A 26,646-nucleotide genomic window follows, 5' to 3' on the forward strand; every position below is an offset into this window, starting at 1 on the left:
TCACTTCGGCAGTTTGAATGCCATGACATAGTCACCTTGTCGGGTCCCCAGCGAGCCGTGACCTCCAGCCACCACCAGCACGTATTGCTGGCCATCCTTGCCGGTGTAGGTCATCGGAGTGGTCTGGGCACCTGCAGGCAGGCGGGCTTCCCAAAGCTGCTTGCCGTTCCGCACATCGTAGGCGCGCAGGTATTGATCCAGCGTGCCGCTCAGGAAGGCCAGACCGCTGGCCGTGGTGAAGGTACCACCCAGGCTCGGGACGCCCATGGTCAGTGGAATCGGTATCGGCGAGCTGTCACGCACGGTCCCGTTCTTGTGCATCCAGAGGGTCTTGTGGGTGGTCAGGTCCACGGCGGCCACATACCCCCAGGCCGGAGCCTGACAAGGCAGCCCCATGGGCGAGAGCAGGGCTTCGAGAATCACGCCATAAGGTGCGCCCTTGTTCGGTTGCACGCCTTCGGTTTCGCTCTTGCGACCCGGGCCGGCTTCAACCTCGGCGGCGGGCACCAGTTTTGAGCGGAAGGCCATGTAGCTCGGGTTGACGAAGGCGATCTGGCGGACCGGATCAATCGAGATGCCGCCCCAGTCGAAGACGCCGAAGTTGCCGGGATAGACGATCGTGCCCTGTAGCGACGGAGGTGTGAACGGGCCTTCGTAGCGCAGGGATTTGAAATCGATCCGGCACAGCATCTGATCGAATGGCGTCACTCCCCACATGTCACGCTCCTTGAGCGGAGGCGGCATGAAGTGCAGCTCGGATTTCGGTTGCGTCGGCGAGGTTCGATCCCCTTCGACCGCGCCCTGTGGCACCGGTACTTCGTTGATCGGCACGATGGGCTGGCCATTGCTGCGGTCCAGCACATAGATGCTGCCTTGCTTGGTCGAAGCCAGTACTGCCGGTTTGATGCCCTGGGCGGTTTTCATGTCCATGAGGGTCGGTTGGCCGCCCACATCCATGTCCCACAGGTCATGGTGAGTGAACTGATAATTCCAGCGCACATGACCGGTGGCGATATCCAGAGCGACCAGGCCTGCACTGTATTTCTCCGAGGCCGGGGTGCGATTGCCACCCCACTGGTCCGGCATCTGGTTGCCCATGGGCAGGTAAAGCATGCCCAGTTTTTCATCGACGCTGAACATGGACCACATGTTCGGTGAGTTGCGGGTATAGGTCTGGCCTTCTGCAATCGGGGTTGTATCGTCCGGATTGCCGCTGTCCCAGTTCCAGACCAGTCGGCCTGTATGGACATCGTAGGCACGGATCACACCCGAAGGCTCGTCGGTGGAAACGTTGTCGGTCACATGACCGCCGATCACGACCAGGTCTTTGGTCACTGCCGGTGGCGATGTGGAGTAGTAGCCGCCGGGTGCGAAGGTGCCGATATTGGCGCTCAGATCGATCGAACCCTTGTTACCGAAGTCCTCGCACATCTTGCCGGTGTCGGCATTGAGGGCGATGAGACGGGTGTCGGCGGTCGGCAGGAAAATGCGACGCGGGCAGACATTGCCGGTGCTGCTTTCAACTGCCGGTGTCTGAGCCGGAGTGTCTGCCGCATAGGCTGCGTCATCGTGATACGAGACGCCGCGGCAGGTCATGTGCGCCCAGCCTTTGAAGTTTTCTGCGCTCTGGGTGCTGATCTTTGGATCGAAGCGCCAGATCTCCTTGCCGGTGTCTGGCTCCAGGGCAATCACCTGACTGTGCGGCGTACACACGTACAACATGCCGTTGACCTTGAGCGGCGTGTTCTCGGCCGTGGTTTCTCCGGGATCGTTCGGCCCGGGAATATCGCCTGTGCGGTAGGTCCAGGCCGGAACCAGCGTGTGGACGTTTTCCGGCGTGATCTGGGACAGGGGCGAGTAGCGGTCGCCAAAGGCCGTTCGGCCATAGGACTGCCAATCGCCGTCGGGCATGGCGGGGGCTGTGTTGACGGTGCCTGCCGTTTCCCGGTCCAGTTGCCCCTCGATCCGCCCGGGATGGGTGAACTGGCTGGCCAGTGCGACCACGCCGGCCAGGACGACCGCGCCCGTCAAGGCTCCGGTGTTCAGCCGCTCTGGCTCACCACTGAGCAGCGGACGCCGAAACCACGGCAACAGCAGGACGATGCCCAGTGCGAACCAGAGCGCCAGACGTGGCACCAGTTGCCACCAGTCCAGGCCGACTTCCCACAATGACCAGAGCGTGCTCGCAAACAGCAGGAGCGCATACAGGCCAAGCGCGGAGCGGCGACCCATGATGAGCAGCACTCCCGTGACCGCAAAGCCGATGCCTGCCAGCAGGTAATAGAACGAGCCCTCCAGTTGCATCAGCCTGAGCCCTCCCGCCAGCAGGACCAGCCCCATCAACGCGATCACCAGCCCGAGGAGGGTGGGTAACAGGCGATTTCTACTCAAAGCACCTTCAGTGCTCATAATGCGAATCTCCTTGACGATTGAGTGTTTGATTGGCGCACCGTTGCGCAGTGCACAGCGTTGGCGTCATGTTTTTGAACGCTAGTTCTAGAAACGAATTTCCGACAGTTGAAATCAACCATTGGTCAGAAGCCCTGTAACTGCCCGAAACAGGGGGCATTCAGGCGTAGACCGCTGACAGCCGGGATCGTGCACCAAAGAGTGTGAGGGGGGGACGATGAAGGGAGGGGGAGGCAAAAGACGTTCAGTCCCCCACGCCTTGCACGTGGGGAACTGATGAGCGGTATCAGAACGTGGTGCGCAGGCCTACTTCCACGCTGCGGCCCGGTGCCGGTGCGATATCACGCAGGATCGAGCTGGCGTAGCGCACGGTCTGGTTGGTCAGGTTCTCGCCGTTGACGAACGCCAGCCATTGGCTTTCGCCCATATTGAAGTGATAACCGACACTGGCACCCAGGGTGGTGTAGCCGTCGGTGCTGGATTCGTTATCCGGAACCCGGTGCTGGGCGCTGGCGTGCTCAACATCGATGCGCGCCTGCCATTTGTCCAGTGCCCACAGCAGGCCACTGTTCAGGCGCAGAGGCGCGATACGGGGCAGGGCTTCGCCGGTGTCCAGGTTCTTGGCCCGGGTGTAGTCGCCGGACAGTTCCAGTGCCAGGCTGCCGTACTGGTTTTCACCCAGTTTCCAGTGGTCCTGTGCCTCGATGCCGCTGAAGCGGGCGCGAACGCCTGAGTAGTTGTATTCCGGGATGCCATTGGCATCTTCTTCACCTTCGTCATCGAGTGTGCGACCGCTGCTCAGCAACCCGATGTAGTTGGAGAAGTGGCTGTAGAACACGCCTACGCTGCCTTTGTGGGTGCCGTTGTCGAAGCGCAGGGCCAGGTCGCTGGACACCGCTTTCTCTTTGGACAAGTCGGCATTGCCGCGTTCATAGGTGCCGGTGGCAACGTGAGCACCGTTGGCATACAGCTCATAGAAGGTCGGAGCACGCTCGGTGTAGCCCAGGGTGGCCGCCACGGACCAGATCGGAGTCAGGGTGTAGACCGCACCAGACGACAGGCTGCCTGCCGTGAAGCTGCTGGAACTGTCGGCAGCGGCGAAGCGGTCTTTGCCCTGTGCATCCGGGTCGACGGTGGTGTGTTCGACACGTCCACCGAGGCTCAGCTTCAAGCGATCAGTGGCTTGCAGTTCTTCCAGAATGAACAGCGCCCCGGCATCGGTATCGGTCTGCGGTACGAAGGCTTCTTCGCCCAGGGCCGAAAACTCACTGCGTGTCACTTGAGCACCGACCACGCCGTTGAGGGGGCCGATCGGTTGGTGACGGGCTTCGACGCGGGCTTCATAGCCCTTGTTCTTGAAGGTCGTGCCGACTTCGCCACCTTCGATTTCACGGTGCTCGTAGTCGGTGTAGCCCGCGTCCAGTTTGACCGAGGTGAACGGGCCGTACAGGTTACGGATCTCGGACGCAAAGGCGTAATGCTCTTGCTGCATGCGGATGCGCACGTCCTGTTCGGCGGGCGAACCGTAATTGGAGTCGTAGTTGCTGTACGACACGCCGGCATAGCCGTCATCCCAGGTGTAGGAGCCCCCGACGGCACCGCCATCCTGACGTCCGTCGCTGTTGCTCAGGCGTTTTTTCTTGTCACCTTCTTCGCTGCCTTGAGCCCGTAGCTCGCTGGTACGGGCATAGCCGGGGATGCGCAGGTCATTGAACTGGCGAGAGTTGGCATCGACGTGCAAGGCGAACTGGCCATTGCCGGCTTCCAGCTTGCCTGCGCTGCTGCGCGTGGTGTCGGCACCTCCGTAACGCAGCTCGCCGGCACCGTGGATGCCTTCGATGGCTTCGGTCGGGATACGGTTATCGAAGGTATTGACCAAACCGCCAATGGCGCTGCCGCCATAGAGCAAGGCTGCCGGGCCACGCACGATTTCAATGCGATCGACGTTGACCGGGTCGAGCGGTACGGCGTGGTCATAGGACAGTGACGAGGCATCCAGGGCACCGACGCCGTTGCGCAGAATGCGAATACGGTCACCGTCCATGCCACGAATGATCGGGCGGCTGGCACCGGGGCCGAAGTAGGACGAGGAAACCCCCGGTTGCTTGTTCAGGGTTTCACCCAGGCTGCCTTTCTGCTCAAGGGTCAGGGCGTCGCCTTCCAGCACGGTCGTCGGGGTTGCCAGTTGATCGCTGCCCAGCGGGTTGGCCGTGATGACCTGGGGTTGCAGCTCAAGGCTGTCGGCGGCATGAGCGGGTGCGGCAAGCAGCAGGGCAGTTGCCAGTGGCGTGAGGCGCCAGAGCAGGTTGCGGTGCATCGGTGACATAGCGGTTTTCCTTGGCGGGGCGCGGAGCAGGGCCCTGATCGAGAGCAAGCGTGGAGGTGTGTAATGTGTTGTTACACTATAACATCTCTTTTTGTGTGAAAAGGGGAACTTTTTGATCAAGGGCGGCGGGGCGAAACTTCAGCCATCTCACGCTAAGCTCTTCCTACCTTCTGATGGCTCGGCTAAGGTGCGCACCTTCGCATTCATCACGCTTCAAGGTCAGTCATGACAACAACCCACAACGACCCTCTGCACGGCGTTACGCTTGAGCAGATCCTCAAGGCTCTGGTCGAGCATTACCAATGGTCAGGTCTGGCCGAACGTATCGACATTCGTTGTTTCAAGAGCGATCCGAGCATCAAGTCCAGCCTGACGTTCCTGCGCAAGACACCCTGGGCTCGCGAGAAAGTGGAAGCGCTGTACGTGAAGTTGCATCGCAGCAAGGGCTGGTAAAGACGCCGGGCACGGGCGAAGGCCTTCAAGGATAAAAAGATGCACAGCGAACATCCGCAGCCAGCGCAGGGGCAGCGCTGCTACACCCTTGTGGCTGCTTGCCTGGGTTGGTCCGGGTTAGCCATCCAGCTGTATCTGATTCTCTGGGCGCGTTGGGTCGATGACGCCAGCCTGTTGGGCGGGCTGATCCGGTTTTTCAGCTTCTTTACGGTGTTGAGCAACACATTGGCAGCGGTTGCCCTGACTTGTGCCCTGACTCATCGGCAGTCGCGCGGGCATGCTTTCTTTCGCCATCCGACGGTATGCAGCGGTATTGCCGCCAGCATTGCGTTGGTGGGTATCGCGTATAACATCCTGTTGCGCCATCTGTGGCAGCCCCAGGGCTGGCAGTGGGTGGCCGATGAACTGCTGCATGACGTCATGCCGCTGCTGTTCGTGGTGTATTGGTGCCTTTACGTGCCCAAAGGCACGCTACGCCTTGCCCATGTGGGGCTGTGGGCGCTGTATCCCATGCTCTATTTCGGCTACGTCCTGCTGCGTGGCGATGCCATTGGCGACTACCTGTATCCCTTCATCGATATCGGCACGCTGGGGTACACCCAGGCACTCATGAATGCACTGGGTGTGTTGACGGGGTTTGTCGTGATTGCGCTGGTCTTGCTGGGGATCGACAGGCTTCTCAGGTTTCGCGATTGAAATCGCTCCTGCCGACACCAGGCCTGTAGGAGCGACTTCAGTCGCGAAGCATTCACGAGTCACTCAATCACTCTTCATCGTTTTCATCCAGACGCCAGTACCCCGCCGCCTTGACGAACCCGTCATTGAGCTTGAATTCGTCCAGCAAGACACGACGGATCTTGCGTGATACAGCGGCTTCTGTCGCCACCCAGGCGTAGAGTCTGCCTTCAGGCATTGTCAGTTGGCGGGTGGCATCCAGCAGCGTTTGCTCGCCGCGAATGACCCAGGTGATATCGACCTGTGCCTGGCTTTTGAAGACCTGCTGTTCATCCTTGTTCGCGATCTCGATCAGCGCCCGTACGACACGTTTCGCGGGCAGCGACTCCAGACGACGGGCAATGGCCGGGATGGCCGTTTCGTCACCGATCAGCAGGTAGCTGTCGAAGATATCCGGGACGATCATGGAACCACGTGGGCCAGCGATATGCAGGTGCTGGCCGGGTTCTGCCTGAGCTGCCCAGGTCGAGGCTGGGCCGTCACCGTGCAGGACGAAATCGAGATCCAGCTCGCCGGTCGATTCGTCGTAACGGCGTGGTGTGTAGTCGCGCATGGCCGGGCGTGGCCCGTCTTCACTGCCGCCGGGTGTGAAGTTGTCCAGCGTTGCCTGTTCTTCGGGCGTCTGTGGAAACAGCAGTTTGACGTGGTCATCCGTCCCCAGGCTGATGAAACCCGCCAACTGCGGGCCATGCAGGGTGATACGGCGCATCAGCGGCGTCAGGTTTGTCACGCGCAGCACTTCAAGCTTGCGCACTTTGATTTCATGGCTGACACGATGGATTTCTTGCTGTGAATTCATACGGACTTCTCCGATACAGATTGGGGGCCATCGACGATGGATTTGGCGGTTTCGTTGAGCAGGTCGCGAACACGAAGAATCTCTTCCGGGTTCCAGCGCCCATGGTGCATTTGCAGCGCATGACGCAGGTTATGCACGGCTTCATGGATTTCAGGCGGCCGGTCGTGCCCGCGCAGTGAGCGCTTGCTGACTTCGATCCGCATACGCACGCCATCCAGTGCAATGGCCTGGCCGGTCAGCCATTCCTGACCGGCATCGGTGATGGCATAGCGTTTCTTGCCGGCCTGGGCATCACCCAGAATCAGCTCGCTTTCTTCAAGAAAGGTCAGGGTGGGGTAGATCACGCCGGGGCTGGGGCTGTAGGCACCGTCGAACATGCCCTCGATCTGGCGGATCAGGTCATAGCCATGGCAGGGCTGTTCGGCAATCAAGGCCAGCAGCAACAGTTTCAAGTCGCCTGGTGCAAAGACTCGAGGGCCACGTCCGCCGCGCTCGCGGCCCGGGCGTTTTTCAAAACCGTCCCGGCCATCGCCATATTCGCGAAGCAGGGGGCGATCGTGGGGGCGGTGAGGGTCATCACGCATTGTCTTCATCTCTCGTTACGATTTAGATATACCTTAAGATATATCTAATTGTGTGTGCAAAGAGTTAAAGACGAACGGTTCTTATTTGTAAGTCGGTGTCGGGCTGTGTTCCGCTGTCAGGGAGGATGAGGCCGGGCCGCACATGGCATGTCCGGCATTTTCCAGATAAGGCGTGAGAATCGGCGCCATGCCCTTGAGGACTTGCACCGGCAAGGCCGAGGTAAACCTGAAGCCTTCGGCTGCGCGTCCGGGGACAAAGGCTGTCAGCGTGCCGAAATGGTTTTCCCCGATGTAGAACACAAAAGTGGCGGTGCGGTTGATGGCTCTTGAACTGATGACCCGTCCTCCCGCACCGATGCTTTCGATCCGGTTGTCGCCGGTCCCGGTCTTGCCCCCCATCGCCAGGACGCTGCCGTCCTGCAACTTGAAGGTGCCCTGGACCCGTTTGGCCGTACCGCCATCGACCACCTGAGACAGCGCCTCTCGCATGGCCGCCGCGACCTCGGAAGGCAATACCCGCTTGCCCAGTTCCGGGTTGCTGATCAGTACGGTTTCATAGGGGGTGTCGGCGGCGAAATGCAGGCTGTCGATGCGCAGGGCCGGCAGGCGAATGCCGTCGTTTTGAATGATGCCGATCAACTCGGCCAGCGCTGCCGGGCGGTCGCCCGAACTGCCGATGGCGGTTGCCAGTGACGGGACCAGATGGTCGAACGGGTAGCCCACTCGTTGCCAGCGCTGCTCGATGTCCAGGAAGGCCTCGACTTCCATCATCGTCCGTATCCGGCTGTCACGAGCACTCTTGTGCCGGCTCTTGAACAGCCAGCCATAGACTTCCTGGCGTTCATGGCGGCTGGCGGCAACGGCATCCTTGAACTGTGCTTCGGGGTTTTTCAGCAGATAGCCCAACAGCCACAGGTCCAGAGGGTGAACGCGGGCGATATAGCCTTGATCCGGCAAGTCGTAGGCGCCCGGCCCATAGTTCTTGTACAGATCAGTCAGGCGTTTGTCGGTGAGTTTCTGAGTGGCCCTGGGATCGTCCAGATGAGCGCGGACAAAGGCATTGAAAGTGTCCTGATCCGCGCCGGGCAACAGATAGCGGTGCACCGCTGCCAGCCGGACTGCCGTGGGGTGGATGCCATCGAGGAAGGTGTCCAGCCGTTCCTGGGTGGACTTTTCCTTGTAGCGCTTCCAGAACTTCAGGAGAAACACTGTGCCTTCCCGGTCGGCAAACTGGCTCAGGTATTCCTGGCGGCGCGGGTTGTCATCATCCTTGAGCAACTCGGCGCTGTTGTTCGGGGCCTGGTAGGTGCTGTAGCGCACCAGGTCGCGCATCAGGCGAATGAAGGGCAGGTTGATCGATTCTCGCAAGGACTCGCGCAGGGTCGGAATCCGTTCATTGTCTTCGCGGCGGAAGTTATTGAAGCGATGCAGACCGCCACCGGTGAAAAAGCTTTCGCCAGGGCTGGCCGAATATTGTCGATCCAGCGCCGCCGACAGCATTTTCGACAGGTCCCGGTCCTTGTTCTGCATCAGGTAATCCAGCGCCCAGCGGGTCAGCCGGTCAGGCTCTTCGACCGGACTTTTTCTCAGCTCGGCGATACTCATTGTCGAGTAGCGCGCGTGCAGCTCGGCAATGATTTCCAGGTAGGTGGTGAGTACCCGCATCTTGGCGGTGGAGCCCAGCTCAAGCTTGCTGCCCTCGTTGATGTCGAACGGCTGATCGGTACTGTCGGTCTGGACACGGACCCGCGAACCGTCAGGACCGCGCTCGAACAGGGTGAAGCTGTAGCGCACCTGAGCCGTGCTGGCCGGCGTCAGCAACCGTTCGCCCAGCAGGCCGACCTTTTCTGCGAATACAGGGTTCGCCAGGTCGCGCAGGTACTGACTGATGCTTGTTTGCAGGTCGCCCTGCAAGGTGCTGGTGGCTGACAGGTCGAGTCGATCCAGGTCGTAGAGCGGGCGATTGAGCAGGTTGGACAAGCGGCTGCGGGCAACGCTGATGCCCTTGTTGGACTCGATGGGCTGGATTGTCGGCTCTTGCACCCAGTCGCGGTAGGTGACGGTGCTGGCCAGTGCTGCCGCGGCCAAGGGCTGATCGATGACCCCGGCCTGTGAGAGCAGGCGAATATGGCTGTCCGTGAGGTCTGCCAGCTCCAGTCGCCCTTTGGTCAGGTAGTAAGAGGGGCGGCGCTGGGCAATCACCAGCGATAACACCTCTCGCAACGCGAGGCCTTTTTCAGCCAGGCCCTTTGCATCCAGCGGGTCAGCGGCGAGTACCTGATTGGTTCTTGAAAAGTCGGCCCCGAACCAGACCCGCAGACCTTCCGCCATGCCATGCACTTCGCCATGCCCCGGTACGGCGGAAAGCGGGACACTGTTCAGGTAGTCGCGCACGACATGCTGGCGGGCCAGCAAGGTCTGCTCGCCGGGCAGATAGGCCCGCACACTGGCAGAAATCATCTGCCGCAGCTTTTCCGAACCGGACTGCGTCAGGCCGTCGGGAGAGTGACGATATTTTTCCAGCTGTGTCGCCAGGGTACTGCCGCCTGCCGACTGACCCGGGATCGAGAATACCTTGGCCAGTTGCGACAGGGCCGCCTTGACGAAACGCGGCCAATCCACCGCAGGATTGGCCAGCGGTTGCTGCTCATCGAGCAGGTCCCGGTTCTCGATAAACAAGAGGCTATTCACCACCAGCGGCGGGATGGAGGCAAAGTCGGGGTAAAGCTGTTGTGGGTAGCGAAACTCATACAGCGGCGCACCCCGGCAATCGGTGATCGACAGGCCTGCCTGGATTTTCTCTTGGTAGGGTATGAAGAAACCGTTCTGGCTGTAGCGCAGTAGTTCAGGAGAAAAATGTGCCTGTCGGGTAATCAGGTAGTCACGCTTGAGCAGACGTGAGAGGAATTCATCCATCGACGAATACCCCAAACGTTTGTCGAAAGGCCCCTCGCCGGGATACACCACCGAATCGCTCGGACCGGCTTGCATCGAGTAGCTCAGGCTGGACGCAAAACGACTGAACTCCTTTGCCTGAAGCCTTGAGCTGCGGCTTTCAACGGCGATCGCGACACCCAGCGCAACACCGCCCATGGCCATGACCACCCAGAACACCCGCCATCCGTAACGCTTGCGACGAAAAGGCTTCGACGGGGGAGAGTCATCCTGACGATCAGCAGAAATCACACCTTGCCTGGTATCGGAATGCCGTAATACACCCATGATCGATTGGCCCGGTCACCCTGTTGGTCGCACTTGTCTCAAGCTTAGACGTTGGCCGGAGCTGCGGGAGAAATTGTCTGAGGTCGTGGGAAAATTCAGAGCAAAAGACTGAGCGGGGACGGAGACCTCTGGCCGATATCGATGTGGTTTTTGAGCGCTTCTGGCGGATAGAAAAAATGTGGAGTGAGTCTTTTAAGTCTCGAATTTTATATTTTGTAGGATTTTTCTTTTTCAACATCCACCCGGATTGATATCCAGATTACTTGATGATTATGTCCAGGCTGTCTGTGGCAGGAAGCCACGTATTGGATATTGAGAGAAATACCATGAATAAAAATAAAAGACGGCACTTTCATACCTGGCTGCCCGGCATTCTATTGACGGTTTCATGCCATTCTTTTGCACAGCCTGAAAACCATCAAGAGACTTCTGTTTCACCGGCCAGACTTGGAGTCGGTACGCAGACGGTCATCAGGTCGAGTTCCACTTTTCTGGATGATCGTATTCATCAGATCCATCACCAACTGGAAAATGAAACATCGGTTCATCGTTATCACTTTATCTCGCGACGTGGCCAGGATGTCTTGCTGACAACGCTGGAACACGACGGGCCTGATCCGCTGTGGAAAGTCGAATACCAGATCGAAGGGCAAGCGTGGAAGGCCAGGCAATATCAAGGGCCTGAAGTCATCCAGGGCCTGAGCCCTGGAACGCGGATCAATATTCGAGTGACGGCCAATGCCGGAGCCCGTTTTGAAAAGGCTGACTACCGTATGTTTTTTGGCTCCTACCCTCACATGCGCTATGAACTGCGTCATGAGGAGGGTGTACTGAGAATACCCGATGGCTTGACCACGTCGGCTGTATTGGCGACCCAGGCCTCTACCCGAGCACTGCTCGACGCCACGTTTACCGATAGCAAAGGACATCCCGTGGCAGGGGCTGTGATGGACTTCAGGCTGCTACCCCATGACGGGTACAAGGAAATTCACAGGACCTTCATCTCTGACAGCCTGGGCAAGGTTTCAAGGTTCATTGAATTCAACCGTTGCGAAGGTGGCGAGCGGGCAGGCAGTTTCACCGATGAGAGAACGGGCCGGAATACATGGAGTATCCGTTACAAGGTCGGAAGGTACAGCGCCAGTAACGCACTGCCGGGCCGTCTGGAAGATAAACCGCATGAGTATGCGTTTGGGCATTTGTGTCGGCGCACTTTAGTCAGTGGAGGTCATTAGACGTGAGGCGGTTTTTTCATGCGTTGATTTCTGGTGTTCTATTGACGGTCTCCTGCCACACCCTTGCCTTCGTCGAGAAGAGTACGGAAGGTGAGTTCACTGAACTGAGCGATCGGCTTCATCAAATCGAGCGCACATTACAGGGGATCGAAACGATACATCGCTACAGCTTTATTTCGGTACGCGGTCAGGATGTCTTGTTGGCTACACCGGGGTTTAGCGTGGGCAATAGCCTGTGGAGGGTTGAGTACCAGATTGATGGTGGAAACTGGGAAACCAAGGCTTTCAATAGTCCGGTGGCTATCAGAAACCTGAAACCGGGATCAACGGTCAGGATGCGCGTGATGGCTGTTGAGGGAGCGCAGTTCCAGCAGATGGCTTATCAGGTGGTGCTGGGCTCGTATCCCCATATGCGCTATGAGCTGCACCATGAAGAAGGTTTTCTGAAAATACCCCATGGTTTGACCGATCCTCCCTTCCTGGCCACTCAGGCGTATACAAAGGCATTGCTTGAGGCCTGGTTTACCGACAGCAAGGCGTTTCCGCTGGAGGGCGGGGTGATGAGGTTTGAGTTGAGGCCAAATGAAGGGGAAAAAAAGATCATCAAGACTTTTATGTCTGATATGGCTGGGAGCATTTCAGAAGTTATCACGTTTAATCGTTGCGAAGGTGGCAGTTATGCGGGTAATTTTATCCATAAAGATAAGAGTCGAAATACATGGGGGACTCGATACAAAACTGGAACGTACATTCCGATCAATGTGCTTCTGGAAAGCATGGCAGATAAGCCGCATGAGTACGATTTTGGGCACATTTGCAAGAGAATGCTGGTCAATTGGTCAAGAAGTTAAAGGTTGACTAAAGAGCACTCAGTCTGAACCATTGAGACTGAGTGCTTTTCCTCATGGTCAGGCGTTGATATCAATCAGCAGTGTTTCGCGTTTTTCTGCATTCTGATGGATCTGTCGTATCCATTCTTCACTTAAATCGTTCTTCCGGATAGCGACGACTTTTCCATAGTCAATGGTGTCCTGAAAGTTCAGAAGGCTCAGGTTGTATTTTCCGCCGAACTTCTCTGTGTCATGATCGACGAGGGTCATCATTATTCTTGCGTGGGATTGGACACTTTCCTGGAGTCGCCCAAAATTGTTGAGGGCTTTTGTCAGCCAAGTGATGTCATCCTCGCTCAGGGTGTTGGCCGTTGCGATAACCTTGACTTGTGCGTCATCGCCCAGCGTATAGCTGAAACCTTTGTTGGCGAGGTCTGGTCGCAGGTCGACAAGCTCTTTTCTGAATCTATCGTAGTAGCACTGTTGAAGGGTGAGCTCTATGCTTGCACCTGTTTCTTGATCCCGTAGATAGATATCTTTGGTCATGGGACGTAGCTCGGACTTTATAAAATCATCCCCGTATATATAAAATTTCCCTACCCAAGGCTCTTCCTCCCGCGTATAGAAGGCTTTCGCCCTTGCTTCTTTGGCACTCAATACCGACTTTGCTTCAGACGTCGATGTTTTTTCGGCATCTGGAGTTTCGGAGCGGATGAGTGATTGAGGTTTTACAATATGTGGCGAGATGCTATTTATATTCATGATGTGCATTTCCCGAAATAATTTACTCCCTTTTGATAACGGCTGTTAAACGTAAAACTTGGCCTGATAATACTGTGGGAATATTCCGATCGATTGCTTTTTTGAGACAGGGTTGTCAGATGTGGCGTCCGGGTGGGAAGTATCAGTCCGCTCTTTCTTTGTGGCGCGAGGGTGCTGCTGGGCTGTAGGGTGTTTCTATTAATAAGATCGATTGATTTTTATGTCGTGCAGTGATTGCTTTTTTAAAGGCAGTGGCGAGTATGCCCAGCATTAAATGGCGTAAGTTTTGAAGGACCTATCATGAACAAGAATAAAAAATGGTTTTATCGTACCTGGATATCGGGTGTTTTACTGGCCGCTTCCTGTCATGGCTTGGCGCAGCAGACACAGGCTGCGTCAGGCGATGTTTTTACCGAACTGAGTGATCGGCTTCATCAGATTGATGGCGCGTTACCGAATCCTACAGCGATGTCTCGCTATAGCTTTACCTCGGTACGAGGTCAGGATGTCTTGCTGGCGACTCCGGGGTTTAGCGTGGGTAATAGTCTGTGGAAGGTCGAGTACCAGGTTGATGGGGGCCAATGGGAAACCAAGGCTTTCAATAGTCCGGTGGCTATCAAAAATCTGAAGCCGGGATCAACAGTCAAGGTTCGTGTGATGGCTCTTGAAGAGGCACAGTTTCAGCAGGCTGCTTATCAGGTGGTGTTGGGTTCATATCCTCATATGCGCTACGAGCTGCATCACGAAGAAGGTTTTCTGAAAATACCCCATGGTTTGACCGATCCTCCCTTCCTGGCCACTCAGGCGTATACAAAGGCATTGCTTGAGGCCTGGTTTACCGACAGCAAGGCGTTTCCGCTGGAGGGCGGGGTGATGAGGTTTGAGTTGGAGCCTCATCAGGGAGAAAAGGAAATTACAAAAACCTGGATATCCGATTCTGCCGGAAAAATTTCAGAGCTTATCGAATTCAATCGATGTGACGGAGGTAAGTATGCGAAGAATTTTGTCCATAAGAACCATGTCAAGGGTAAAAATACATGGGCTACGCTATACAGAGTAGGGCACTACAGAGCGTTTAATGTGCTTCTGGAAGATAGGGCAGAGCAACCGTATAAGTACGATTTTGGACATGTTTGTAAGCGAATGCTGGTTAATTGGTCAAGAAGTTGAAGTGTGTTTTTGACTGAAAGGCACTCAGCCAGGTTTGCTCAGGTTGAGTGCCTTTTTCATTGGTCAGGCTTTGATATAAAGTAGGTGTGTTTCGCGTTTCTCTGCATTCTGATGTATCTGCTGTATCCATCCATCATTTAAATCGTTTTTTCGGATGGCTATGATTTTTCCGTAATCAATGGTGTTCTGAAAATTCAGAAGGTTCAGGTTGTATTTTTCGCCAAATATTTCCGTATCATGATCGACAAGAGTCATCATGATTTTTGCATGAGATTGAACACTTTCCTTGAATGCCTGAGTGCCGTTGAGGGCTTTCGTGAGCCATTGCAGGTCATCCTCACTCAGGCTGTTTTCATAAGAAATAACCTTGATTTGTGCATCATCGCCAAGCGTATAACTGAAACCTTTATTGGCCAGCTCTGGCTTCAAGTCAATCAGTTCCTTTCTGAATGTATCGTATATGGATTGTTGAATTCTAAGCTGTGAAGCGGAACTCGCTCTCTTAAAGTCAAGGAATATTTCTTTGGTCATCGGCGTCTTGATCTCCTCAGCACCGATTTTGCCATTGTAATAAAACTTCCCCACCCAAGGCTCTTCCTCCCTCGTATAGAACGCTTTCGCTCGTGCCTCTTTGACACTCAAAACAGACTCTGCTTCAGCCGTCGGTATTTTTTCGGCACCTGGAGTTTCGGAACGGATGAGTGGTTGAGGTTTTACAATATGTGGCGAGATGCTGTTTATATTCATGATGTGCATTCCCCGAAATAATTGACTCCCTTTTGATAACGGCCACTGAACATGAAACTTGGCCTGATAACGCTGTGGGAATATTCCGAGAAACAGCTTTTGTGCGATGCTGTCCTCAAAAACAAGGCAAGTATTTTCTACCGGGTAAAAAGATCGAGCAGACATTTATCTGCTCGATCGGTTGAAAGACTTTCTACACGGCCGCTTTCAGGCCGTGACTACTTTCTGTGGTTTCCCCAGCCGTTTGTTCAATTCCAGTCCATTGGCCATCAAGACCATCAAGCCCAGTCCGACAAGGGCGGTGGTGACTTGCATCGGCCATGTGTCGCCAGCCAGGGCGTTGGCCATATCGGCCAGTGGCGCGAGTAATACCCCCAGGCAGAAGATTTCCAGCGAGTAGCGCCCCATGCGGCAGGTTTGTTGTGCGGGCCAGTTGTCGAGCCAGGTCTGACGGGTGGGCAGCAGCCTGGCGACCACGTAGACCAGAGCCAGAAAATGCAGGAGACGGACAGGTGCCAGGTCGGTCTTGCTGATGGGGTACAGGCTTTCAAGGCCCATGGCTGTTGTCAGTGCGCCATGCAGTTCTGGCCACTTTTCGCAGAAGGTCAGCACGCCGGCGATCAGGACATAGAATGTCGCCAACAGAAAAAGCGGTTGCCGGTGCAAGGGACGATGTTCGCGGATGACAGGTGCATCGCGGGTTCGCAATGCACAGGCCCCTCCCAGCACGAACAGCAGTTGCCAGGCCACGGGGTTGAAGTACCAGACTCCGCCCCCTTCATAGGCCCGCAGGTTCCAGCCGAACAGCGGCACCATCATGTACAGCGCAATGGACAGGCCGACCGCAATCTCGACCTTGCGCAGCATCAAGGGCAGGATCAGCGGCAGAGCCAGCAATAGCAGGATGTAGAGCGGTAACGGGTCGGTCAGGTTGGGTTTGAAGCGCAGCAGCAATTCGTCGGCCAGAGCCTGTTGCGGATTGCCGACAAAGTATTCGAGGCCCATCTGCTGGACCATGTCACGGGTTTCGACATGGTTGTTGGCGACGAAGACAATGCCCATCAACAGGGTCAGCAGGAAGATGTGCACCACATACAGCACCCAGGTGCGGCGCAGGATACGCACGCAGGCCACCATCATCCCGTCGCGTCGGGCGATACGTCCGTAGGCCAGGATGGCGGCGTAACCGGCCAGAAAGACGAATATCTCTGCGGCATCGCTGAAGCCGAAGTTGCGCACGGTCAGCTGTGCAAGCGGGTTGTCGGGCACGTGATCCCAGAAAATGAAGATCAGCGCCAGACCTCGAAAGAAGTCGATTCGATAATCGCGTCCGTTAGTCATAACGGTGGGCTCTTGAAGTGTGTCGATTGAATAAGGATCAGCCGCAGGGGACTGAGGTTCCGCACCGCCAGTCAGTGTCGGTCGGCGGCGCGGCAGGGTGGCGTTAATCGACGGGAAATGCAAAAGCCGGGCTATTACAGAATGTCTCCGTCATTGATGGGGACGTTAATCGATCTCGGCAGCCTCGAAGCTGTCCGAGCGTGCCATCTGCCACATCCTCGAATAGAAACTGTCGTCCTGAATGCCATTGAGCAACTGGCCCGGTTGCAGGAACACATGGGTCTGGGAGAAGAGCTTGATTTCCGTTGCGGACATGCGTCGCACCAAATGTTTCGCTTCCAGTTGAGAGGGATGGTCAAGCCCGGCGGCGGCGAGCATCTCGGCCAGGGCCTTGAGGGTATTGCGATGGAAATTGAACACTCGCTGAGCCTTGTCCGGAACCACCAGCGCCCGTTGGCGCAGGGCGTCCTGGGTGGCGACGCCGGTCGGGCATTTATTGGTGTGGCAGCTTTGCGACTGGATACAACCGATGGCAAACATGAAGCCGCGCGCCGAGTTGGCCCAGTCGGCGCCGATGGCCAGCACGCTGGCGATATCGAAGGCGCTGACGATCTTGCCGCTGGCACCCAGCTTGATCTTGTCCCGCAGGTTCAGGCCCACCAGTGTGTTATGGACGAACAGCAAGCCTTCGCGCATGGGTGAGCCCATGTGATCGGTGAACTCGACCGGCGCAGCGCCTGTGCCGCCTTCGGCCCCGTCGATGACGATGAAGTCAGGGTAGATGCCGGTCTCGATCATGGCCTTGGCGATGCCCATGAACTCCCAGGGATGCCCCAGACAGAATTTGAAGCCGATCGGCTTGCCGCCAGACAGCTCGCGCAACCGGGCGATGAATTGCATCAATTCATAAGGGGTCGAAAAGGCACTGTGGCGAGACGGTGAAATGCAATCCTCGCCCATCTGGATGCCGCGGGTTTCGGCGATTTCCTGTGTGACCTTGTGCTTGGGCAATATGCCGCCGTGACCCGGTTTGGCGCCCTGGCTCATCTTGATTTCAATCATGCGCACCTGCGGATCACGCGCCTGTGCTGCAAAGCGTTCCGGGTCGAACCGGCCATCGGCGGTGCGACAGCCAAAGTAACCGCTGCCCAGTTCCCAGGTCAGGTCACCTCCATGCTCGCGGTGATAAGGGCTGATGCTGCCTTCCCCGGTGTCGTGGGCGAAATTGCCAAGCCGGGCGCCCTGATTCAAGGCCCGAATGGCATTGGCGCTGAGCGAACCAAAGCTCATGGCCGAGATATTGAAGATCGATGCCGAGTACGGCTGAGAACATTGGGGACCACCGATCATCACGCGAAACGAGTTCGGGTCGCTCAACGGTGCCGGGCGCATGGAGTGGCCGATGAATTCAAAGCCGGCTTCATACACATCTTTCAAGGTGCCGAACGGCTTGTCCGCCGATTCGTTCTTGGCCCGGGAATAGACCAGCGAGCGCTGGGCACGGGAGAAGGGCAGGGCATCGCTGTCGGACTCGAGCAGGTATTGGCGGATCTCCGGGCGGATGGCCTCCACGGCATAGCGGATATTGCCCAGGATGGGGTAATTGCGACGCACCGAATGAGGCGATTGCAGCAGATCGATCATACCGATCACGCTCAATACGGCCGTCAACAGCGTGAAAGGCCATAGCCATTCGTGATGCCAGAACGGCAGGCTGAACAGAGTGAACAGCACGCAAACAACGAAGACTGCATAACGACTGAGTAACGAAAGGCTCATACGACATCCTTGGGCTAATGGCGGTTTTCACACAAATGCGCCCTGTCTTTTTCTCTGCGTGTCTGTGCACGCAGGACCGCAGGGTTGCATATACATCGTTGTAGGCCCACGAGTCGTTTTCAGGGTGAGGCCACGATGAAATGTAGCAGGCGAGTCATAAATGAATAAGGGCAAAGAGGGGCGTCTTTGCTCCTGAGAGGCGCAAGCCGTCAAATGGGGCGGCTGGTTTGGAGGGAGAGCTGCCGAGACGTCTGGATTCAGGCATGACGGGGTAATAAAAAAGCTGTCTTCTCAGCTTTCCAATACCCACGGCTTGATATGCCGCAGCCGTTCGGCCATGGCATAAATATCTTCACGCCCTTCCAGGTTAGTCCAGCGCAAGTGCTGGATCAGTGCCTGCTCCTTGGGATTGAGTGCAATGAAACCCAGTTCATCAGCCTTGCGCATGAAGGAGTCGCGAGGTTCGGCAGGGGTGCTGGCGGTGATGATGTCGTGCAGGGCGCTTTGTAGCATCGAGACATAGCCCACCAGCATTGAAGGGTTACAGAGCACATCGGTCTTGTTGACGTAGCCGTCGAGCAAGCGCAGTGAGTCGCGGGCCTCGATCAAGCGCTCGTAAGCGTATTGAGGCAGGTCGTAGTGGGTGCTATCAGACATGAGAAATCCTACTGACTTGTTATTCCATCCGCAGTCGGGACCCATCGACGTGCGATTGATCTGACTGGCTAGTAGGCACTGGCATGCCGCGGCTCGCCCTTGACTGGATGCCATGTCGCTACGGATACAAAAGGCGTGCTGTCCTGGCTACCAGTAAACCGGGAGCTCCATTCCGGGCCGCTGAATTGGCAGAGTCGGGGGGCGAACCATAGCTTCAAGCGGCAGCCCGATCAAGTTCGGGAGACTGGGCTCCAATGACATTGATTATCATTAAAGCGAAACAATATGTTATGGTATAACAAATCAATTGATGTCCACCCGGAGCACCCCATGAAACCCGATATCCACCCTGCCTATCGCACCGTCCTGTTCCACGATACCGCTGCTGACGTCTATTTCCTGATCGGTTCCACGGTCGACACGGATCGCACGCAACTGCACACCGACGGCAATACCTATCCTTATGTCGCTCTGGACGTTTCCAGCGCTTCGCACCCGATGTACACCGGACAGCAACGCAAGACCACGACCGAAGGCCGTATCGCGGGCTTCAACAAACGTTTTGCGACCTTCGGGTCCGGCAACAAGAAAGGCCCGTCGGCAGCCTGATGAGGCGTTTCATTCCCCGGTTCGGCGCGATCTGTGCAGGATTGCTCTGAATCGGGGATTTTTTTGCCTGCTTTTCTGGACTAACACCGGGGATTGCTTTTATCTTCGCGGCCTGAAAAACAGGAGTACCCGCTTTGAAAAAATCAGTCGCCATCGTTTTCGGTGGGCAGTCCAGCGAGCATGAAGTTTCGTTGCAGTCGGCACGCAACGTGATCAATGCCATCGATCGCGAAAGCTATGAGCTGACCTTGATCGGCATTGACAAGCTGGGCCGCTGGTTGCGGTTCGATGAAAGCGATTACCTGCTCAATGCGAGCGATCCTGCAAAGATCAGGCTCAGCACCTCAGGCAGCCTTCTGGCCTTGTTGCCCGGCAGTACGGACGGGCAGTTCGTCGAGGTTGAATCGGGCAAACCGCTCAAGCGTATCGATGTCGTATTTCCATTGATCCACGGAGCCTTTGGCGAAGACGGCTCCCTGCAAGGCCTGCTGCGTCTGCTGGCCATTCCTTTTGTCGGGCCGGACGTGCTGGGCTCTGCTGCCTGCATGGACAAGGATGTGACCAAGCGACTGTTGCGTGATGCCGGCATCAGCGTGGCCCCGTTCGTGGTCCTGACGCGCGGCCAGACGGCGACGTTCGACGACGTGGCCGGGCAACTGGGGCTGCCGATGTTCGTCAAACCGGCGAGCCAGGGGTCGTCGGTGGGCGTCAGCAAGGTGACCGACGAAGCCGGCTTCGTGGCGGCCCTGGCACTGGCCTTCGAGTTCGACCACAAGGTTCTGATCGAGCAGGGCATTGTCGGCCGTGAAGTGGAATGCGCCGTGCTGGGCAACCGCGATCCGCAGGTCAGCGTGTGCGGTGAAGTCATCGCCAATGACGAGTTCTACGCCTACGACACCAAGTACCTCAATGGCGATCAGGCACGCATCGCGATTCCGGCCGAGCTGGCCCCCGAACTGAGTGAACAGGTACGCGACGTTGCGTTGCAGGCCTACCGGGTTCTGGGCTGTGCCGGGCTGTCACGGGTCGACTTCTTCGTGACCGAAGCGCGGGACATCATCATCAACGAGATCAACACGATCCCGGGTTTCACGTCCATCAGCATGTACCCCAAGCTGTGGCAGGCCACTGGCTTGTCCTACGCCGGGCTGATCGACCGCTTGATCGTGCTGGCACTGGAGCGCGATGATGAGGCTCGATTGCTGAAGACGGACATTTTTGCATGAAGATCATCAACATTGCCGCCGCCTTGCTGATTGGCCCGGATGGCCGGACCCTGCTGGTGCGCAAGCGTGGTACCGAAGCATTCATGCAGCCGGGCGGCAAGATCGAAGCGGATGAGCCCGCAGCGAATGCGCTGGTTCGGGAACTGCAGGAAGAGCTGGGGCTTGAGATCGACCCGCAGCAGGCCATTTTCCTCGGTGAGTTCAGTGCGCCAGCGGCCAACGAACCGGGTTTTGAAGTGCGCTGCCAGCTGTTCGGGGTACGCACCGATGTCCAGGTGGTGCCTGCGGCCGAGATCGAGGAGATCATCTGGGTCGGGCCCGAAGTGCCGCCAACGCTGGAACTGGCTCCCCTGACCCGCGATCTGATTCTGCCGCTGTATCGTGAGATGCGCGAAGAAGCCTGATCTGACGCCAATGCGCACACGGTGCGGGAGCGGATTCATCCGCGAAGACAGACCACCATCCGGTCAATATTGACCGGATGTACTGGCTTCTTCACGAATGAATCTGCTCCTGCGCTCGTTTGAAGGCGCGTGTCTCAGCGCACCGCACTGACCCCATCGAGCGTCGAGAACGACGTGTCCTTGGCCGTCAGCAGAAAATCCCGCATGTAAGGCGCGTCCAGCATGTCGGCGCGAATCGCCGCATACAGGGTGGCGAACAACCCCTTGTCCCCCAGCCGCTTGGCTTTCACGTAACCCCGCGAACTGTACTCGTGCAGTGCCCAGTGCGGCATGCCGCATACCCCCCGTCCGCTGGCCACCAGTTGCATCATCATGACCGTCAGTTCAGAGGTGCGGACCTGTGCCGGTTCAATGTCGGCGGGCTCCAGGAAGCGGGTGAAAATATCCAGCCGGTCCCGTTCCACAGGGTAGGTGATCAGCGTCTCGGTGACCAGATCTTCAGGCACGATGTACGGCCTGCCCGCCAGCACATGCTGATTGGCCACGGCGAGCATCGCTTCGTAAGTGAACAGCGGCACATAGGTGATGCCCGGAATTTCCTGCGGATCGGAAGTGACCACCAGGTCCAGATCGCCACGGGCCAGGGCCGGCAAGGGGGCGAAGGAAAACCCTGAGGACAGGTCCAGTTCCACTTCAGGCCAGGCATCACGGAATTGATCGATCGTGGGCATCAGCCATTGAAAGCAGCTATGGCATTCGATGGCCATGTGCAGACGCCCGGCCGTGCCACCGGCCAGCCGCGCAATGTCACGCTCGGCACTGCGCAGTTGCGGCAAGAGGGTATCGGCCAGTTGCAGCAGGCGTAGCCCCGCGCTGGTAAACCGCACCGGTTTGGTCTTGCGCACGAACAACTGCATGCCCATGCGTTCTTCCAGCTCCTTGAACTGGTGGGAGAGGGCGGACTGGGTCAGGTGCAGGCGTTCGGCGGCCTCCACAAGGCTGTCGGCTTCGCGCAGGGCGTGCAGGGTTTTGAGGTGGCGTATTTCAAGCACCTTCAGCGCTCCATGAATAAAATTTGTGACCAACAAGAAAACAATGAGTTTGTCTCATGTTTGCCTGGCTGTCGACAATAGCGCCATCTTTTATGGAGGACGCAGCATGGCTTTGGCTCACAACCTTGGATTTCCGCGCATTGGTGCTGACCGCGAACTGAAGAAAGCGTTGGAGGCCTGTTGGAAGGGCGACCTGGATCAGGACGGCCTCCGTGCTGTGGGGCGTGAATTGCGTGCCGCCCATTGGCAACTGCAGAAAGACGCGGGTATCGAACTGCTGCCCGTTGGTGATTTCGCCTGGTACGACCAGGTTCTGACCCATTCGCTGACCTTCGGTGTCATTCCCGAACGCTTTGCTGACCTGAAAAGCCCGGCGGGCCTGCCGACGCTCGACACCCTGTTCGCCATGGCGCGAGGGGCAAGCACCTGCTGTGGCGCCGCGCAGGCCAAGGCGCAATACGCTCAGGAACTGACCAAATGGTTCGACACCAATTACCACTATCTGGTCCCCGAGTTCACGCAGGATCAACGTTTCAAACTGAGCTGGAAGCAACTGTTTGAAGAAGTCGATGAAGCGCGGGCACTGGGCCACAAGGTCAAGCCAGTCCTGATCGGCCCGCTGACCTACCTGTGGCTGGGCAAGGCCAAGGGGAGTGATTTCAACAAGCTCGACCTGCTGGATCGTCTGCTGCCGTTATATGGAGAAATTCTGGGGCGTCTGGCTGCACAAGGCGTGGAGTGGGTACAGATCGACGAGCCGATCCTGACCCTTGACCTGCCTCAGGACTGGAAGAATGCCTTCGAGCGCACCTATCACAGCCTGCAATACTCGCCGCTGAAGAAACTCGTTGCCACCTACTTCAGTGGGCTGGAAGACAACCTCGGGCTGGCGGTTTCCCTGCCGGTCGATGGCCTGCACATCGATCTGGTCCGCGCACCGGAGCAGCTTGCTGCCGTTCTGGATCGCCTGCCGAGCTATAAAGTGCTGTCCCTGGGCGTGGTCAACGGGCGTAACGTCTGGCGCTGTGATCTGGACAAGGCGCTGGAAGCGCTGCAACAGGCTCAGACACGTTTTGGCGATAACCTGTGGGTCGCGGGTTCATGTTCATTGCTGCACAGCCCGGTCAACCTGGATCGTGAAGACCGCTTCGACGCCGAACTGAAAAGCTGGCTGGCGTTTGCCGTGCAGAAGTGTGGAGAAATCGCAGTGCTCAGTCAGGCACTGAATGATCCGCAAAACCCCGGCGTACTCGCTGCTCTGGCTCAGAGCCGTGCAGTACAGACCAGCCGCAAGCAGTCGCCGCGAATCCACAAGCCTGAAGTCCAGGCGCGTCTGGCTTCGGTTACCCAAGCCGATACCCAGCGTCAGTCACCGTTCGCCAAGCGTATTGAAGTGCAGCGTGCCCGTTTGCAATTACCGGCTTTCCCTACAACAACCATTGGCTCATTCCCGCAGACGTCTTCGATTCGTCTGGCGCGTCAGTCCTACAAGCAAGGCAAACTTTCGCTCAATGACTACACCGACGCCATGCGCCATGAAATCCGCCATGCGGTGCAGATCCAGGAGCGTCTGGGGCTGGACGTGCTGGTTCATGGCGAGGCCGAGCGCAACGACATGGTCGAATACTTTGCCGAGCAACTGGATGGCTACGTGTTCAGCCGTTTTGGCTGGGTGCAGAGCTACGGTTCGCGGTGCGTCAAACCGGCGGTAATATTTGGTGACCTGAGCCGTCCGGCAGCGATGACCGTGGAATGGATTCGCTATGCCCAGAGCCTGACCGGCAAGGTCATGAAGGGCATGCTGACCGGCCCTGTAACCATGCTGATGTGGTCGTTCCCGCGCGAAGACGTGTCCCGCAAGGTTCAGGCGCAGCAACTGGCGCTGGCGATTCGTGACGAAGTGGTGGACCTGGAGCGGGCCGGGATCAAGATCGTTCAGATCGACGAGGCGGCTTTCCGTGAAGGCCTGCCGCTGCGCAAGGCGCAATGGCAGGAGTATCTGGACTGGGCCGTGGAAGCGTTTCGCCTGTGCGCCTCGGGTGTGCGTGACGAAACCCAGATCCATACCCACATGTGTTACAGCGAATTCAACGATGTGATCGAGTCCATCGCGGCCATGGACGCGGACGTGATCACCATCGAAACCTCGCGTTCGGACATGAAGTTGCTGGACGCCTTCGAGGCGTTCGACTATCCGAACGACATCGGGCCGGGTGTCTACGACATTCATTCGCCACGGGTTCCGGACACCTCCGAGATGGTCAAGCTGATGACCAAGGCTGTGCAGCGCATCCCGGCCGAGCGCCTGTGGATCAACCCGGACTGTGGCCTCAAGACCCGTGGCTGGCCGGAAACCGAGGCGGCACTGGTCAACATGGTGGCCGCTGCTCGGCAATTGAGAACCAGGGTGCTGTAAGGGGATCAGGCCTTCAAGGTTGCCGTTGATCCCGATTCATCAAACTGTCACGCAACTGTGGCAGCGCGCTCTGAAAAACATCATCAGACTGGGTGCCTACTGGGGATCTGTTTTTTGGTGTTTTTCATGCGGGTTTTACTTTTCCTGGCCGCGCTTCTGTGCGGCTTGCCGTCTTTTGCGGCCTCAATATGTGATGTCAGCGTTCCTGTACAGGTGGCCGAACTCAAGGAAGTACGGATTGCCTATCAAAGCATCGGCAATGAATCCGACCCGGCCTTGCTGCTGGTCATGGGGCTTGGCGGGCAACTGATCCACTGGCCCGACGAGGTGGTGGCTGCCCTCTGTCAGCAGGGCTATCGGGTGATCCGCTACGACAACCGTGATGTCGGTCTGTCGAGCTGGGTACAGCCACCGGCCGAGGCCAACCTCACCTATGAAGTGCTGCGTTACAAGCTGGGGCTGCCGGTATCGTCTCCGTATTCCCTGACGGACATGGCCGACGACGCGCTGGGCCTGATGGATGCCCTGCACGTTCAACAGTTTCATGTGCTGGGTGCGAGCATGGGCGGGATGATCGCTCAGCATCTGGCCGACCTCGCACCGCAACGCATCGAAAGCCTGACCCTTATCATGACCAGCTCCGGTGCCCAGGGCCTGCCGATGCCCAATGCCGCCCTGCTGCAATTGCTGGCGCGCCGTGGTGCGCCGAACCGGGAAGTGGCCATCGAACAACAGGCGGATTTGCTGGCCGCGCTGGGCAGTCCACAGGTTCATGACGATCGGGCCGTGCTGTTGCAACAGGCCGCCGCCTCCTATGACCGGGCCTTCAACCCCGAAGGCGTAAAGCGCCAGATCACCGCGATTCTGGCTGAGCCCAGCCGGGTCGAACTGCTCAATCGCCTGCGTCTACCAGTTCTGGTGGTGCATGGGACGGCCGATCCATTGCTGCCGGTCATGCATGGCGTGCATGTCGCTGCGCATATCCAGGGCAGCCAGCTGCGTTTGATTCCCGGTCTGGCACATCGCTTTCAGGAAGCCTTCAAGGCACCGCTGCTGGCCGCGGTGCTGCCTTATCTCAAGGCGCAGCACGAAGACGGCAGGCATATGGCGCAGCTGTAAGTCAGGCGTGTATGGTGGTCATTTTCTGCCAAGTGCGAGCGTCACCATGACCACTCCCCTGAAAATCGACTTCGTTTCCGACATTTCCTGCCCGTGGTGTGTCATTGGCCTGCGTGCGCTGGAACAGGCACTTGTCGCGCTGGGCGATGAGGTTCGGGCGCAGATTCATTTTCAGCCGTTCGAGCTGAACCCGAACATGGCTGCCGAAGGCCAGGACATCAAGGAGCACATTGCCGAGAAATACGGTTCCACACCGGAGCAGATAAAAGACATTCATGAAAACATCCGAGCTCGCGGTGCGGAGCTGGGGTTTGTGTTCAGTCAGGGCGAACGACGTATCTATAACACCTTCGACGCCCATCGCCTGTTGCACTGGGCAGAGCTGGAAGGCAAGCAGCAAGCCTTGAAACAAGCCTTGTTCTCGGCGTATTTCACGGACCTTGCAGACCCTTCCAGTCATCAGGTTCTGGCCAGTATCGCTCAGAAGGTCGGGCTGGACCGACTGCGCGCCGAGGCCATCCTGAACAGCAACGAATACGCCGCCGAAGTACGCGAGGCCGAACAACTCTGGACCTCGCGAGGCGTCAGCTCGGTGCCGACCATCGTGTTCAACGATCAGTATGCGGTGTCCGGTGGTCAGCCGGTCGATGTGTTTGTCGGTGCAATCCGACAGATCCTGAGCGAACGGAGCAACGGGTAGGAGCGAATTCATTCGCGAAGATTGCATACCTGCCAACCTCTTCGCGGTTAAAACCGCTCCTACGCGCAGGA

The 26,646-nt window shown here is 57.5% G+C and carries 22 protein-coding genes; 11 read left to right on the top strand and 11 right to left on the bottom strand.

The window, feature by feature from the left end:
- On the bottom strand, nucleotides 1-2,409 hold the full coding sequence (locus ACIPY9_RS06295) for a glucose/quinate/shikimate family membrane-bound PQQ-dependent dehydrogenase (protein WP_400698147.1): 2,409 nt from the start codon (nucleotides 2,407-2,409) through the stop codon (nucleotides 1-3).
- A gap of 286 nt (nucleotides 2,410-2,695) precedes the next feature.
- Complete coding sequence (locus ACIPY9_RS06300; RefSeq protein WP_400698331.1) at nucleotides 2,696-4,726, bottom strand: TonB-dependent receptor; 2,031 nt, start codon at nucleotides 4,724-4,726, stop codon at nucleotides 2,696-2,698.
- A gap of 234 nt (nucleotides 4,727-4,960) precedes the next feature.
- Here ACIPY9_RS06300 and ACIPY9_RS06305 point away from each other — a divergent pair, with 234 nt between their 5' ends.
- A complete protein-coding gene (locus tag ACIPY9_RS06305) occupies nucleotides 4,961-5,188 on the top strand; it encodes a VF530 family DNA-binding protein (protein ID WP_400698149.1) in 228 nt (75 codons plus the stop codon).
- Between the two features lie 39 nt (nucleotides 5,189-5,227).
- Complete coding sequence (locus tag ACIPY9_RS06310) at nucleotides 5,228-5,884, top strand: Pr6Pr family membrane protein (protein WP_400698150.1); 657 nt, start codon at nucleotides 5,228-5,230, stop codon at nucleotides 5,882-5,884.
- Between the two features lie 67 nt (nucleotides 5,885-5,951).
- Here ACIPY9_RS06310 and ACIPY9_RS06315 read toward each other — a convergent pair whose 3' ends face one another.
- From ACIPY9_RS06315 to ACIPY9_RS06325, 3 genes are all read right to left on the bottom strand, one after another.
- A complete protein-coding gene (locus ACIPY9_RS06315) occupies nucleotides 5,952-6,722 on the bottom strand; it encodes a siderophore-interacting protein (RefSeq protein WP_400698152.1) in 771 nt (256 codons plus the stop codon).
- Entirely contained in the window at nucleotides 6,719-7,315 is a 597-nt protein-coding gene (locus ACIPY9_RS06320) for a PadR family transcriptional regulator (protein WP_400698154.1), read from the bottom strand. The genes ACIPY9_RS06315 and ACIPY9_RS06320 overlap by 4 nt, the downstream gene beginning before the upstream one ends.
- Before the next feature lie 72 nt (nucleotides 7,316-7,387).
- Nucleotides 7,388-10,528, bottom strand: a complete 3,141-nt coding sequence (locus ACIPY9_RS06325) for a transglycosylase domain-containing protein (protein WP_400698157.1) — start codon at nucleotides 10,526-10,528, stop codon at nucleotides 7,388-7,390.
- 305 nt (nucleotides 10,529-10,833) lie between these two features.
- Here ACIPY9_RS06325 and ACIPY9_RS06330 point away from each other — a divergent pair, with 305 nt between their 5' ends.
- Together ACIPY9_RS06330 and ACIPY9_RS06335 are read left to right on the top strand one after the other, a co-directional pair.
- Complete coding sequence (locus ACIPY9_RS06330; protein ID WP_400698160.1) at nucleotides 10,834-11,763, top strand: hypothetical protein; 930 nt, start codon at nucleotides 10,834-10,836, stop codon at nucleotides 11,761-11,763.
- Between the two features lie 2 nt (nucleotides 11,764-11,765).
- Nucleotides 11,766-12,614: a hypothetical protein gene (locus ACIPY9_RS06335; protein ID WP_400698163.1), complete on the top strand. Its 849-nt coding sequence runs from the start codon at nucleotides 11,766-11,768 to the stop codon at nucleotides 12,612-12,614.
- Between the two features lie 57 nt (nucleotides 12,615-12,671).
- Here the strand turns inward: ACIPY9_RS06335 and ACIPY9_RS06340 are convergent, their stop codons facing one another.
- The gene (locus tag ACIPY9_RS06340; protein WP_400698165.1) at nucleotides 12,672-13,355 is read right to left on the bottom strand and encodes a hypothetical protein; all 684 of its coding nucleotides are present in this window, start codon (nucleotides 13,353-13,355) and stop codon (nucleotides 12,672-12,674) included.
- Between the two features lie 300 nt (nucleotides 13,356-13,655).
- On the opposite strand from ACIPY9_RS06340, the gene ACIPY9_RS06345 reads away from it, so the two are divergent.
- Complete coding sequence (locus tag ACIPY9_RS06345; protein WP_400698168.1) at nucleotides 13,656-14,525, top strand: hypothetical protein; 870 nt, start codon at nucleotides 13,656-13,658, stop codon at nucleotides 14,523-14,525.
- A 63-nt stretch (nucleotides 14,526-14,588) separates the two neighbouring features.
- On the opposite strand, the gene ACIPY9_RS06350 is transcribed toward ACIPY9_RS06345, so the two are convergent.
- From ACIPY9_RS06350 to ACIPY9_RS06365, 4 genes are all read right to left on the bottom strand, one after another.
- Nucleotides 14,589-15,437: a hypothetical protein gene (locus tag ACIPY9_RS06350; RefSeq protein WP_400698171.1), complete on the bottom strand. Its 849-nt coding sequence runs from the start codon at nucleotides 15,435-15,437 to the stop codon at nucleotides 14,589-14,591.
- A 42-nt stretch (nucleotides 15,438-15,479) separates the two neighbouring features.
- A complete protein-coding gene (locus ACIPY9_RS06355) occupies nucleotides 15,480-16,613 on the bottom strand; it encodes an OpgC domain-containing protein (RefSeq protein ID WP_400698173.1) in 1,134 nt (377 codons plus the stop codon).
- A 165-nt stretch (nucleotides 16,614-16,778) separates the two neighbouring features.
- Complete coding sequence (locus ACIPY9_RS06360) at nucleotides 16,779-18,392, bottom strand: FMN-binding glutamate synthase family protein (protein ID WP_400698176.1); 1,614 nt, start codon at nucleotides 18,390-18,392, stop codon at nucleotides 16,779-16,781.
- A gap of 291 nt (nucleotides 18,393-18,683) precedes the next feature.
- Nucleotides 18,684-19,049: a hypothetical protein gene (locus ACIPY9_RS06365; RefSeq protein ID WP_400698179.1), complete on the bottom strand. Its 366-nt coding sequence runs from the start codon at nucleotides 19,047-19,049 to the stop codon at nucleotides 18,684-18,686.
- A gap of 330 nt (nucleotides 19,050-19,379) precedes the next feature.
- On the opposite strand from ACIPY9_RS06365, the gene ACIPY9_RS06370 reads away from it, so the two are divergent.
- The 3 genes from ACIPY9_RS06370 (at nucleotide 19,380) to ACIPY9_RS06380 (ending at nucleotide 21,288) form a co-directional block, all read left to right on the top strand.
- On the top strand, nucleotides 19,380-19,658 hold the full coding sequence (locus ACIPY9_RS06370) for a type B 50S ribosomal protein L31 (RefSeq protein WP_400698182.1): 279 nt from the start codon (nucleotides 19,380-19,382) through the stop codon (nucleotides 19,656-19,658).
- Nucleotides 19,659-19,792: 134 nt separating this feature from the next.
- Nucleotides 19,793-20,884: a D-alanine--D-alanine ligase gene (ddlA, locus tag ACIPY9_RS06375; protein ID WP_400698185.1), complete on the top strand. Its 1,092-nt coding sequence runs from the start codon at nucleotides 19,793-19,795 to the stop codon at nucleotides 20,882-20,884.
- The gene (locus tag ACIPY9_RS06380; protein WP_400698188.1) at nucleotides 20,881-21,288 is read left to right on the top strand and encodes an NUDIX domain-containing protein; all 408 of its coding nucleotides are present in this window, start codon (nucleotides 20,881-20,883) and stop codon (nucleotides 21,286-21,288) included. Before ddlA ends, ACIPY9_RS06380 begins: the two co-directional genes overlap by 4 nt.
- 134 nt (nucleotides 21,289-21,422) lie before the next feature.
- Here ACIPY9_RS06380 and metR read toward each other — a convergent pair whose 3' ends face one another.
- Entirely contained in the window at nucleotides 21,423-22,340 is a 918-nt protein-coding gene (metR, locus tag ACIPY9_RS06385) for a transcriptional regulator MetR (RefSeq protein ID WP_400698191.1), read from the bottom strand.
- Nucleotides 22,341-22,446: 106 nt separating this feature from the next.
- Here metR and metE point away from each other — a divergent pair, with 106 nt between their 5' ends.
- From metE to ACIPY9_RS06400, 3 genes are all read left to right on the top strand, one after another.
- Nucleotides 22,447-24,756: a 5-methyltetrahydropteroyltriglutamate--homocysteine S-methyltransferase gene (gene metE, locus ACIPY9_RS06390; RefSeq protein ID WP_400698194.1), complete on the top strand. Its 2,310-nt coding sequence runs from the start codon at nucleotides 22,447-22,449 to the stop codon at nucleotides 24,754-24,756.
- Nucleotides 24,757-24,882: 126 nt separating this feature from the next.
- Nucleotides 24,883-25,875, top strand: coding sequence for an alpha/beta fold hydrolase (locus ACIPY9_RS06395; RefSeq protein WP_400698197.1), 993 nt, complete (start codon nucleotides 24,883-24,885; stop codon nucleotides 25,873-25,875).
- Nucleotides 25,876-25,921: 46 nt separating this feature from the next.
- Entirely contained in the window at nucleotides 25,922-26,575 is a 654-nt protein-coding gene (locus ACIPY9_RS06400) for a DsbA family oxidoreductase (RefSeq protein ID WP_400698200.1), read from the top strand.
- Nucleotides 26,576-26,646: the final 71 nt, after the last annotated feature.

This window comes from Pseudomonas sp. NPDC089734, from assembly GCF_044748865.1.
Lineage (GTDB): Bacteria > Pseudomonadota > Gammaproteobacteria > Pseudomonadales > Pseudomonadaceae > Aquipseudomonas.